Genomic DNA, 13,978 nt, shown 5'->3' with positions numbered 1-13,978 from the left:
TCCGCGAGCGCCTTCCCCGTTTTTTCTTCCGCGCTTCGAATGAGCGCGAGCCTATCAGGATGTCAGGCAATGCGAATCACACGTTCTCCGCAAGCCAGTTGAGGACCGCTTCGGCGGCCACACCGGCGAAATCCTCCATCATGGTGAAGTGGTCGCCGGGAACGTCGATACGGGTGAGCGTGGCGCCCCAAGCCGATTCCTCGTCGTTCCCCTCCCCGGATCCCGGAAAGGATTCTTCCGCTTTCACCGTGAGAATCGGCGCGTCGATCGGTGTCGGCGCCCAGTCGGAGAAGAGACGCAGATACCCGCCCATCGCGGTCAGCCTGCCCTCGTCCACCACACCGAACATCTTTTCCCGGTCGAACATCTTGCCGGACAGATTCGTCTGGATCCACGGCAACGCCTCACTGCGCGGCAGATAGGTGTCCAGCAGAACGACCGCCGAGGGCGCGCTGCCACGCGCCTCCAGCCGCCCGGCGACCGCCTGGGCGATCCAGCCGCCGGACGAGCGTCCGACGAGCACGAACGGCTTCTCCCCGGCACAGCGCAGCGCCGCCTCCGCCTGCATCTCCACGACGGCGTCGACGCTCGCCGGAAGCAACTCCCCCTTGCCGAAGCCGGGCTCGGGCAGCACGGAGACATCGCGGCGGCCCCGGAACCCGGCCGCGAAGCGGGCGTACTCACGCGGCCCGGAGATGGCGACCAGCGACGGGAAGCACACCAGTCCCGGCGCCGTACTGCCCTTGGAGAGCCGCACCAGCTTGGGCGGGGTGGTCAGCTCCGCCGCCGTACGGAACGACGGGCGCAGCCGGGCCGCCGCCATGAGCAACTGGGTGCCCGCCACGTACTGTTCATCGGCGCAGGCCTGCCGGTACAGCTCCTCGATCGTCGAGCCGGTGGCGGCCTTGGCCGCGCCGGGGGGCGTGGCCACAGCGGCGGTGGTGGCCCGGTGTGCGGTTCCCGTGGCCGACGCTTCGCCCTGGGATGCGGAGTCCGGAGCGCCGGGGGCCAGTTGGATGCGCAGATGGGCGGCGAGCGCCGCGGGTGTGGTGTGGTCGAAGAGCAGTGTGGCGGGCAGGTTGAGACCGGTGGTGAGGTTGAGCCGGTTGCGGATCTCCACCGCGGTGAGCGAGGTGATGCCCAGCTCGAGGAAGGCGTGGTCGTCCTCCACCAGGTCCGGTGAGTCATGGCCGAGCACGGTGGCGGCATGGGTGCGCACCAGCTCGGTCAGGACCCGGGTCTGCTCCCTGGCCGACAGCCCGTGCAGGCGCTGCCCGATCGGCTCCACTCCCCCGGCGCCGGTGGCGGAGCCGGAGGCGGCGCTGTGGGCGGCGCGCCGGGCCGGGACCCGGACCAGCCCGCGCAGCAGATGCGGGACGCCGAGAGAGGCGGCCTGCACGCGCAGGGCGGCGATGTCGAGCCGCATGGGTATCAGGAGCGGGTTCGCATCGGTGGTGCTTCCCGGGTGCACGTCGGTGACGCTTTCCGGCCGGCCGCCACCGCTCGCATCGGTGCCCTCGCCCGAGCCGGGGTCCCCGGCCCGGGCGACCCGGGCATGCACCTGCGCCGTCGCCGCGTCGAAGAGCGCCAGGCCCTCCTCCGACGACAGTGCGGTCACTCCCGCCCGGTTGAGCCGTTCAACGTCGCTGTCGTCCATGTGCCCCGTCATGGCGCTGCGTTCGGCCCACAGCCCCCAGGCCAGGGAGACCGCCGGCAGCCCCCGCGCCCTGCGCCGCTGCGCGAGCGCGTCCAGGAACGCGTTTGCCGCGGCGTAGTTGGCCTGGCCACTGCCACCGAACACACCCGCCGCCGAGGAGAACAACACGAACGCGGACAGCGGCAGGTCTTCCGTCAGCTCATGAAGGTTGATGGCGGCATCGGCCTTGGGCCGCAGCACCGTGTCGACGCGCTCGGGGGTCAGCGACCCGATCACCCCGTCGTCGAGCACACCGGCCGCGTGCACCACCCCGGTCAGCGGATGCTCGGCCGGTACGGTGGCCAGCAGCCGCGCCAGCGCGGCGCGGTCGGCCGTGTCGCAGGCGGTCAGGGACACCGAAGCCCCCGACGCGGTCAGCTCGTCCACCAGCTCGGCGGCGCTCGTGGCCTCGCGGCCCCGGCGGCTGGTCAGCAGGAGATGGCGTACGCCATGCTCGGCCACCAGGTGACGCGCCACCAAGGAGCCCAGCACCCCCGTGGCGCCGGTGATGAGGACCGTTCCCTCCGGGTCCCACAGCGGGGTGGCCGCGGGCTCGTCGTCCCGCTCCCCGCCCGACGTGGACGTGGCCGCGCGGGCCGCCGGGACCCGGGCGAGCCGTGGCACCAGCACCGCGCCGCCACGCACCGCCAGCTGCGGCTCGTCGCCCGACAGGGCCTGCGGCAGGGCGGCGAACGACGCCTCCTGGTCGTCCAGGTCGAGCAGCAGGAACCGGTCGGGATTCTCCGACTGCGCCGACCTCACGAGTCCCCACACCGCCGCGCAGGCCGGATCGGCGAGCGGCTCCCCGGGCCGGACACCGACCGCCCCACGGGTGACCAGCACCAGCCGGGACCGTCCGAACCGCTCATCGGCCGGCCACGACTGCACCAGCGCGAGCGCCCGGTGCGCCGCGGCACGCACCGCTTCCACGGACGGTGCCACGGCACGCACCGCCTCGGCGGTCGGAGAGAGGGAGGACACGGAGGCGAACACCAGATCCGGCGCCGTTCGCCCCGCCTCGATGGCCTCTCCCAGAGCGGACAGATCCGCATGCGTCTCGGCCAGGGCACCGGTCGTGCCCGCCGACTTGAGCGCCGCCGACAGCTCCGGGTCGCCTTCGGCGAGCACGGCCCAACGGCCGGGAGCGCCGGACGACGGGGACACGGCCGCGGGCGCCGTCCACTCCAGGCTGAAGAGCGACTCGTGGAAGGCACCATGCGCCGCACCGAGCTGGTCGCGGGCGACCGCACGGGTGACGAGCGAAGCCACCGAGGCCACCGGCTGCCCCGACTCGTCGAGCGCGGTCAGCGATACCGCGTCCGCCCCGGCCGGGGCCAGCCGCACCCGCAACGCGGACGCGCCGGTGGCATGCAACGCCACTCCGCTCCACGCGAACGGAAGCCGGACCCGTCCGGTACCGGACCCCTCGTCCCGGCGGACGTTGCCATCGGGCTCGGGGAGGCGGACGAAGCCGCCGAAAGCCATCGCGTGCAACGCGGCGTCCAGCAGGGCCGGGTGGAGGCCGAAGCGCTCGGCGTCCTGCCGTGCCTCCTCCGCCAGACGGACCTCGGCGAAGACCTCGTCGCCCTTGCGCCAGACGGCGCGCAGCCCCTGGAACGACGGCCCGTAGCCCAGCCCGGTCCGTGCGAACCGTTCGTAGAGCCCGCCGACATCCACCGCCTCAGCACCGGCCGGGGGCCATGCCTCCGGCTCAGTGGCGCGGTCGGCAGCCGCCGCCGAGGTGCCGCCGCTGCCGAGCACACCGGTGGCGTGCTGTGTCCAGGGGCCGTCCTCCGTCTGTGCGTACACACCGACCGAGCGCCGCCCCGCTTCGTCAGGACCGCCGACGGCGACCTGTAGCCGGACCGTACCCCGCTCTGGCAGCACCAGCGGTGCTCCCAGGGTCAGTTCGTCCACCCGTTCGCAGCCGACCGCGTCACCGGCCCGCATCAGCAACTCCACGAAGGCCGTGCCAGGCAGCAGCGTGACATCCGCCACCGCGTGGTCGGCGAGCCAAGGGTGGGTACGGAGCGAGAGCCGACCGGTGAGCAGGAAACCGTCCGAGTCGGGCAGTGGCACGGCGGCCCCCAACAACGGATGCCCCGCCGAATCCAGCCCCACCGATGCAACATCGCCAGTGACGTCGATGGCCTCGGACTCCAGCCAGAAGTGGGTGCGCTGGAAGGCATACGTCGGCAGAGCGACGCGCCGCGCGCCCGTCCCCGCGAACGTCCCCGCCCAGTCGACGGACGCGCCGCCCACGTAAGCCTCGGCCAGAGAGGTCATGAAACGCTCCAGGCCGCCTTCGTCGCGGCGCAGCGAACCGACGGAGGTGACGCGGGTGCCATGGTCCTCCGCCGTCTGCTCCACCCCCATGGTGAGGACCGGGTGGGCGCTGGCCTCGATGAACACCTGGAAACCGTCGGCGAACAGGGCGCGTACGGTCTCATCGAAACGGACCGTCTGGCGCAGATTCCGGTACCAGTACCCGGCGTCCAGCCCCGTGGTGTCCAGCACACCCGCGGTGACCGTGGAGTAGAACGGCACCGACGACGAGCGAGGAGCGATCCCCGCCAGCTCCCGCAGCAACTCGCCCTCGATTTCCTCCACATGGGCGCAGTGCGAGGCGTAATCCACCGGGATGCGACGCGCCCGGATCTCGTCCGCCTCGCATGCCGCCAGCAGCTCGTCCAACGCGTCCGTGTCACCGGACACCACGACCGCCGAGGGCCCGTTCACCGCCGCCACCGACAACCGCTCACCCCACCGGCCCAGCCGCTCCCGCACGGCCTCCACAGGCAGCGACACCGACACCATCCCACCGAGCCCCGACAACGCCCGCAGCGCCTTGCTCCGCAACGCCACCACCCGCGCCGCATCCTCCAACGACAACGCACCCGCCACACACGCCGCCGCGATCTCACCCTGCGAGTGGCCGATGACCGCCGCGGGCTCCACACCATACGAACGCCACAGCTCAGCCAGCGACACCATCACCGCCCACAACACGGGCTGCACGACATCCACCCGCTCCAGCGCCGCCGCATCACCCAGCACATCGCCCAGCGACCAGTCCACGAACGGCGCCAACGCCGCGGCACACTCACCCAACCGCTCCGCGAACACCGGCGAAGACTCCAACAACCCCGCCGCCATCCCCACCCACTGAGACCCCTGACCAGGGAAGACAAAGGCCGCACGGGTGTCGGAGCCGACCACGGCTCCCCGCACCACACCTGTCGCCTCACGGCCCTCGGCCAGTGCGGTCAGGCCGCTGACGAGCGCGGTACGGTCACCGCCCAGCACCACCGCCCGACGCTCGAACGCCGAGCGCGTGGTGACCAGCGACAGCCCGATGTCCATCACCGCCGGGCCGGTCTCCCCGGCCACGAGCGAGAGCAGTCGCCCGCCCTGCTCACGCACACCGGCATCGGACTTCGCCGACAGCACCCACGGCACCACGGTGGGCGCCAACTCCCCTGGCTCCTCGGAGCTTTGACCCTCGGCAGCCGTCGCCTGCTCGAGGATGATGTGCGCGTTGGTGCCGCTCAGGCCGAAGGAGGAAACCCCCGCCCGGCGTGGGCGGCCGGTCTCGGGCCAGGGCCTGGCCTCGGTGAGCAGTTCGACGGCTCCCGCCGTCCAGTCGATGTGCGACGACGGTTCGTCCACGCCCAGCGTCTGCGGCAGCAGACCATGCCGCATCGCGAGCACCATCTTCATGATGCCCGCGACCCCGGCCGCGGCCTGGGTGTGCCCGATGTTGGACTTGATCGAGCCGAGCCACAGGGGCTGCCCGTCGGCGCGTTCACGGCCGTATGTGGCCAACAGCGCCTGCGCCTCGATCGGATCGCCCAGCGTCGTACCCGTGCCGTGCGCCTCCACCGCGTCCACCTCGGCCGCCGACAGCCGCGCGTTCGCCAGCGCCGCCCGGATCACCCGCTGCTGGGACGGTCCGTTGGGCGCGGTGAGGCCGTTGCTCGCGCCGTCCTGGTTGACGGCGGAGCCGCGTACGACCGCCAGCACCTGGTGACCGTTGCGGCGCGCGTCCGACAGCCGCTCCAGCAGCAGCATGCCCACGCCCTCGCCCCAGCCTGTGCCGTCCGCGGCCGCGGCGAACGGCTTGCACCGGCCATCCGGCGCCAGCCCGCGCTGACGGCTGAACTCCACGAAGGTGGCGGGGGTGGACATCACCGCCACACCACCCGCCAGCGCCAGCGAGCACTCGCCCTGCCGCAGTGCCTGCGCGGCCAAATGCAGCGCCACCAGCGACGACGAACATGCGGTGTCGATGGTGACGGCAGGACCCTCGAGACCGAAGGTGTAGGCGACCCGCCCCGATGCGATGCTTCCGGACCCACCCGTGGCGAGGTAGCCCTCGGCGCCCTCGGGGACGCTCCGGAGCTGGGACCCGTAGTCGTGGTACATCAGGCCCGCGAAGACACCGGTCGCGCTGCCCCGAAGGGTCGTCGCGTCGATTCCGGCCCGCTCGAACGCTTCCCATGACGTCTCCAGCAGCAGCCGCTGCTGCGGGTCCATCGCCAGGGCCTCACGTGGCGAGATGCCGAAGAACGCCGGGTCGAACTCGCCGGCGGTGTGCAGGAAGCCGCCCTCCCGCGCATAGCTCTTGCCGTCCGCCTCCGGGTCGGGGTCGTACAGCCCCGCCACATCCCAGCCGCGGTTGACGGGGAAGCCGGAAATGGCCTCGTCGCCCGCCGCGAGCAGTCGCCACAGCTCTTCCGGGGACCGGGCGCCACCGGGGAATCGGCAGGCCATGCCGACGATCGCCACGAGGTCCTCGCCGGTGTCCGCCTTGCCGGTGGGCAGGGAGGGGTGAGCGGGACGTACGCCGTCACCTCCGCCGGTCAGCTCCTGGTGGAGATGGCGGGCCAGGGCGATCGGGTTCGGATAGTCGAACACCAGCGTGGCCGTGAGGCGCAGTCCGGTGGCCGTGCCCAGGCGGTTGCGCAGCTCCACCGCCGTCAGCGAGTCGAAGCCGAAGTCCTTGAAGGCACGGCCCGGCTCCACGGCGGCCGCCCCACCGTGGCCGAGCACCGTAGCCACGCAGCGCCGCACCAGGTCGAGCACCAGGCGTTCGCCGTCCTCCGACGACGCCGCGGCGGCGAGCCGTTCCCGAAGGTCACCCGCGGCACCGGTGCCCTCCGCCGCGGCCCGGCGCGCCATAGGCCGTACCAACTCCCGCATGATGTTGGGCACTTCGCCGTCGGCGCCACGTGCCTTGGCCGGGTCCAGCCGCATCGGGATGACCACGGGCAGTTCCCCGGCACATCCCGCGTCGAACAGGGCCAGGCCCTCCTCCGGCGACAGACCGTCCACTCCGGCCCGGCCCATACGACGCAGATCCGCCTCGGCCAGCCCGCCGGCCATTCCGTCGCGCTCGTCCCACAAACCCCAGGCGAGGGACACGCCCGGCAGCCCCGAGGCCCGGCGGCGCCGTATCAGCGCGTCGAGGAAGGCGTTGGCAGCCGCGTAGTTGGCCTGTCCGGCCGTGCCGAAGGTCCCGGCGGCCGAGGAGAACACGACGAACGCCGACAGGTCCATCGCCTCGGTCAGCTCATGCAGGGCCAGAGCCGCGTCCATCTTCGGGCGCAGCACCGCGTCCACGCGCTCCGATGTCAGCGATGCGATGACGCCGTCGTCGAGCACCCCGGCCGTGTGGACCACTCCGCGCAGCGGATGCGTTACGGAGACGCCCTTCACGACGGCGGTCAGGGCGTCCCGGTCGGCCACGTCGCAGGCGGCCCAGCCGACCGAGGCGCCCGCCGCCACCAGCTCGGCCTCCAGCGCGCGGGCGCCGGGGGCGTCCACGCCGCGACGGCTCACCAGCAGCAGATGGCGTACGCCGCGCTCGGCCACGAGGTGGCGGGCGACCAGCCTGCCCAGTGTGCCGGTGGCGCCGGTCACCAGGACCGTGCCTTCCGCGTCCCACGCCGCCGAGGACACCGCCGAGTGCGTCACGGCTTCGGCGGTCGGGGTGGCCCCGGTGGTCTCGGCAGCCGGGGCGGTCCCGGTGGTCCGCACTCGGCCCAGGCGGGGCGCTAGCAGCCGCCCGCCGCGCACGGCCACCTGGGGTTCGCCACTCGCCACCGCGGCGGACAGCAGGGAGAGGGCCCCGGGAGTCAGTGGCCGACGCCCGGCCTCGTGCTCCGGTTCCCGATCCCCACCGTCCAGGTCGACCAGGACGAACCGATCCGGGTGCTCGGTCTGCGCGGTCCGTACCAGGCCCCATGCGGCGGCGGCCGCGAGATCCACCACGGCGTTGTCGTTCTGGCTGCTCTCATCGTCCTCGACGGTCACCGCGCCATGCGTGGCGATCACCAGGCGCGATCCGGCGAACCGTTCCTCGGCCAGCCATCCCCGCACCAGCTCCAGCGTCCGATGGATCACGTCCCGTATCGCGTCGGCCTCGGCGGCGCGCACCGGCGGGACCACACACACCACCGCGGGAGGCACTGCCCCTTCGGCGCCGATCGCCTCCCCGAATGCCGCTATGTCGTGCCAGTCGACGCCGTCCAGCGGCGCCACCTCGGCCACGGCGCTCTCCACCGGCGTATCGGCGCCCGGCAGAACGCTCCAGTTCAGCTGGAAGAGGGACTGGTGCACCGCACCGCGCGCAGCGTTGACCTGCTCGGGGGAGACGGGGCGCGTCGCCAGCGAGTCCACTGTGGCCACCGGCGCACCGGTCCCGTCCGTCACCTCCATCGACAGCGCCATGCCATCGGGGCCGGTGGGGGTGAGGCGTACGCGCAGCATGGCAGCGCCCGCCGCGTACACCGACACCCCGCTCCATGAGAACGGCAGCCGGATCTCCTCCGACGTACCGGTGGCCGCGGCGCCCACGGCGTGCAGGGCGGCGTCCAGCAAGGCCGGGTGGAGGCCGAAGCGGCGCGGGTCCTGCTCCGCCTCGTCGGGCAGCGCGACCTCGGCGAACACCTCGGTCCCGCGCCGCCACACGCCACGCAGCCCCTGGAACGCCGGCCCGTACCGCAACCCCGATTCGGCAAGCCGCTCGTAGTGCCCGTCCAGCGCCACGGGTTCGGCGTCCCGCGGCGGCCATACGGAGACGGAGAGGGCGGAGAGGGCGGCGCGATCGGAGGCGGACGGCTCGGGCACGAGACCGCCCGTCGCGTGCCGAAGCCACGGCCCTTCCCCGCCGTCCTCGCGTGAGTGCACGGTCAGCACCCGGCGCCCCGAGTCATCGGCGTCGGAGACCGTCACCCGCACCTGTACGCCACCGTGCTCGGGCAGGACCAGCGGTGCCTCGAGCGTCAGCTCCTCCAGCCGGGGGCATCCGACGCGGTCGCCCGCGTGCAGCGCCAGCTCGACGAACGCCGTCCCAGGCAGCATCACCGCCCCCAGCACCTCATGGTCGGCCAGCCAGGCGTGGGTACGCGCGGACAGCCGACCGGTGAACAGGCATCCGTCGGAGTCGGGCAGCGTCACCGCGGCGCCAAGCAGCGGATGCTCCGCGGAACCGAGCCCCGCCGAGGCCATATCCGCCGCGGCCGCGGCCGACTCCAGCCAGTACCGCTCCCGCTGGAAGGCATACGTGGGCAGCTCGACGGTCCGGGGGTGCGCCGGTGCGAGCAAGGCCGCCCAGTCCACGAAGCGACCCCGGACATGGATGTGAGCCAGCGCTTCGAGCAGCGAGGCGGCCTCGTCACGACCGGTGCGAAGGGTCGGGGCGAAGATGGCGTCGGGAGCGCACTCCTGGCCCATGCCGGAGAGCACCCCGTCCGGGCCCAGCTCCAGTGAGGTCGTCACACCCGCCTCCGCGAGAGCCGCCATGCCGTCGGCGAAGCGCACGGTCTCACGGACGTGTCGTACCCAGTACTCGGCGGAGCACAGCGCATCGACGACAGCCACCAGGCCCGTCACGTTCGACACGACGGGGATACGCGGAGGCGCGTACGACAACCCCTCGGCCACCTGCCGGAACTCGGCCAGCATCGGCTCCATCAGGGGCGAGTGGAAGGCGTGGGAGACCCGCAGCCGCTTGGTCTTGACGCCCTGAGCCGCAAACTGCCCGGCAACCTCCATCACCGCTTCTTCCGCACCGGAGATCACGGTCGAGAGCGGACCGTTGACCGCCGCCACACTCACCTCAGCCTCACGACCGGCCAGGAGCGGCAGTACGTCGGCCTCAGCCGCCCGCACCGACACCATCACCCCACCCGACGGCAGCGCCTGCATCAACCGCCCACGTGCCACCACCAAGGCACACGCGTCCTCCAGTGACAACACCCCCGCCACATGCGCCGCCACCAGCTCACCGATCGAATGCCCTGCTACGAAGTCGGGTCGCACACCCCACGACTCCACCAACCGGAACAGCGCCACCTCCACCGCAAACAACCCACACTGCGTGAACGTGGTCTCATCCAGCCCCGCCGCGTCCCCACGGATCACCTCCCGCAGCGAACGCTCCAGCGCGCCCTCAAAGTGCCCACACACCTCATCGAACGCCTCCGCGAACACCGGGAACGCCTCGTACAACCCCTGGCCCATCCCGACCCGCTGACTGCCCTGACCCGAGAACAACACCGCCAACTTGCCCGGCACCGCCGAACCCTGAACCACACCCGGCGCCGGATCACCGATCGACAGCGCCTCCAGGCCATCGACAAGACCAGCCCGATCAGCGGCCAGCACCACAGCCCGATGCTCAAACGCGCTACGCGTCGTCGCCAACGACAGCGCCACATCCACGATGGGCAGCTCCGACCGTTCCCCCGCGAACGACGCCAGCCGACTCGTCTGCGCTCGCAGCGCGGGTTCGGACCGTCCCGAGACCACCCACGGCACCACAGAAGGCGCCAACGGCCTTGGCTCGTCAGAGGATTCGGCGTCGGACGGCGCCGTCGGCGCCTGCTCCAGGATGACGTGTGCGTTGGTGCCACTGATACCGAACGACGACACACCCGCACGCCGGGGACGGCCGGTCTCCGGCCACTCCACCGCATCCGTCAACAACTCCACCGCACCCGCCGACCAATCCACATGCGGCGACGGCTCATCGACATGCAACGTCTTCGGCAGCACGCCGTGCCGCATCGCCAGCACCATCTTCATCACACCCACCACACCGGCCGCCGCCTGCGTATGGCCGATGTTCGACTTGATCGCACCCAGCCACAGCGGCCGCTCCCCGGCCGCCCGCTCCTGGCCGTACGTCGCCAGCAACGCCTGCGCCTCGATCGGGTCACCAAGCCTCGTACCCGTACCGTGTGCCTCTACCGCGTCCACCTCAGCGGCCGACAGCCGAGCGCTCTCCAACGCCGCCCGGATCACCCGCTGCTGCGACGGACCATTCGGCGCCGACAGCCCATTGCTCGCACCGTCCTGATTCACCGCGGAACCACGCACCACCGCCAGCACCCGATGGCCATGACGCCGTGCGTCCGACAGCCGCTCCAGCAGCAGCACCCCCGCGCCCTCGGCGAACCCGGTGCCGTCCGCCGCGCCCGCGAAGGCCCTGCACCGCCCGTCCGCCGACAGCCCGCGCTGCCAGCTGAACTCCACGAACAGACCCGGTGTCGACATCACCGTCACACCACCCGCGAGCGCGAGCGAGCACTCGCCCCGCCGCAGCGCCTGCGTCGCCAGGTGCAACGCCACGAGCGACGAGGAACACGCGGTGTCCACCGTGACCGCCGGGCCCTCGAAGCCGAAGGTGTAGGAGACCCGCCCCGTGACGATGCTGCCCGCGCTGGGGGCGCCAGGGCCACCGCCCGGGCCCTGCAACAGCCCGTAGTCGTGATGCATCACACCGGCGAAGACCCCGGTCTGGCTGCCACGCAGGGTCGCCGGGTCGATACCGGCCCGCTCCAGCGCCTCCCACGACGTCTCCAGCAGTAGCCGCTGCTGCGGATCCATCGCCAACGCCTCACGCGGCGAGATCCCGAAGAACGCAGGATCGAAATCACCCGCGTCGTACAGGAAGCCACCCTCGCGGGCATAGCTCTTCCCCGCGGCGTCCGGGTCCGGATCGTACAGCCCCTCCACATCCCAGCCACGGTCTTCCGGGAAGGCGGAGACGGCATCCGTGCCGCGCTCCAGGAGCTGCCACAGCTGCTCCGGCGTCCGTACCCCACCGGGGAAGCGGCAGCTCATCGCCACGATCGCGATGGGCTCGTCATGGGCGGCGAGCGTGCCCGTACCGGCGGCGCCGGACGGAGAGACCGACTGGGTGGCGCCCTGGTACGCCTCGACCAGCTCGGAGCGCAGATGGCGCGCGATCACCACGGGCGTGGGGTAGTCGAAGACGAGGGTGGCGGGCAGCCGCAGCCCAGTGGCCGTGTTCAGCCGGTTGCGCAGTTCGACGGCCGTCAGCGAGTCGAACCCGAGCTCCTTGAACGCACGCCCCACCTCGATGGAGTCGGCCCCCGCGTAGCCAAGCACCTCAGCGACGTGGGTGCACACCAGGTTCAGCAGGACTTCGTCCTGTTCGTCCGCCGACAGGGGCGCAAGCCGCCGCCACAGTTCCGACTCGCCCGCGCCACCGCCGGCCGGCCGCACGGTACGACGCGTGGGAACGGACAGCAGATCGCCGAGCAGGGTGGGCACCGCGCCGGACGCCGCCTGGGCGCGGAGGGCCGGGAGGTCCAGGCGTACAGGCAGCAGGACGGGCTGCGCCATGGTCCCGGAAGCGTCGAACAGTTCAAGGCCCTCTTCCGACGTCAGCGGGGCGATGCCGCCGCGTCGCATGCGCCGTACGTCCTCGTCGGCCAGGTGGCCCGTCATTCCGCTGCGCTCGGCCCAGAACCCCCAGGCCAGCGAGACGGCGGGCAGGCCGAGCGCGCGTCGGTGTGCCGCCAGGGCGTCGACGTAAGCGTTCGCCGCGGCGTAGTTGCCCTGTCCGGCACCGCCGAACGTGCCGGCCGCGGAGGAGAACATCACGAACGCTGCCAGGTCCATTTCCCGGGTCAGCTCGTGCAGGTGGAAGGCGGCATCGACCTTGGGGCGCAGCACCGTGTCGACACGCTCGGGAGTCAGCGTCTCGATGACACCGTCGTCCAGCACACCGGCCGCGTGCACCACACCACGCAACGGACGATCCACCGGAATACGCGCCAGCACACCCGCCAACGCCTCACGGTCGGCGACATCGCAGGCCGCCGTGGTCACCGAGGCGCCAAGCCCGGCCAGCTCGGCCTCCAACTCCACCGCACCAGCCGCCTCCCGGCCCCGCCGAGAGACCAGCACCAGATGCCGCACCCCACGCTCAGCCACCAAATGCCGCGCCACCAAACCACCCAACGTTCCCGTGGCACCGGTCAACAGAACCGTGCCCTCGGGATCCCACCCAAAGCCCGGCCCAGCTCCCTCAGCAGAAACCGCAGGAACAACGGCACGCGACAACCGAGGCGCCAGGACCTTCCCGGAACGGACCGCCACCTGAGGTTCCGCACACGACAGCACCTCCTGAAGCACACCGGCCGACACCGGCACGTCATCCACATCCACCAGAACGAACCGATCCGGATGCTCAGCCTGAGCCGACCGCACCAAACCCCACACCGCGGCAGCCGCCACACCCGGCACATCCTCACCCGCCACGGCCGCCACCGCACCCCGCGTCACCACCACCAACCGCGAACCGGCAAACCGCTCCTCCCCCAACCACCCCTGCACCACGCCCAGAGCACGATGGGCCATCCCCCGTGCCTCGGCCGGGTCGCCGGCGCGGGCTCCGGAATCGGCCGTGAAGGAGACCAGAACGGTGTCGGGGGCAGCCATACCGTCGTTCATGGCCTGGATCAGATCCGTCAGTTCCGGATACGTGGTGTCATCCGCGCCGCTCAAGGCGTCAAGGTGCGGTGCCACGCTCCCGAGCGACGCCCACCGGCCGGTGGCCGCGGGGGCTCCATGCTGGGCGGGAACCTCACGCCATATGGTGTGGAACAGCGCGTCATGCGTCACATTCCGCGCGGCGCGGAGCTGCTCAGGGGTCACCGTACGGGTCACCAGCGACGCCACCGAGGCCACCGGCGCCCCGGTGGTGTCAGCGAGGAGGAGCGAAACCGCGTCCGGTCCGGCGGGAGCGAGCCGTACGCGCAGGGTGTCCGCGCCCGTCGCGTACAGGGACACACCGCTCCAGACGAACGGTAGTCCGGGGCCCGGGCGGGAAGAGTCCTGTGCCGAGTCGTCCCCTCCCAATGCCGCGGTGTGCAGGGCGGCGTCGAGGAGTGCCGGGTGCAGACCGAAACGGCCCGCCTCCGCCCGCTGCTCCTCCCCAAGCGCCACCTCAGCGAACACCTCATC

At 72.0% G+C, this 13,978-nt stretch carries 1 pseudogene; it reads right to left on the bottom strand.

The features are described 5' to 3' along the window. Positions 1–76 precede the first annotated feature (76 nt). Positions 77–13,960, bottom strand: a pseudogene (locus tag ACFXB5_RS24745) (SDR family NAD(P)-dependent oxidoreductase); the annotation flags it as partial. Between the last annotated feature and the right edge of the window lie 18 nt (positions 13,961–13,978).

The organism is Streptomyces sp. NPDC059455, assembly GCF_042750115.1.
In the GTDB taxonomy this organism is placed as follows: Bacteria; Actinomycetota; Actinomycetes; order Streptomycetales; family Streptomycetaceae; genus Streptomyces; species Streptomyces endocoffeicus.
The sequence above is the reverse complement of the archived record's forward strand: the minus strand, read 5'-3'. Positions and strand labels throughout refer to the sequence as shown.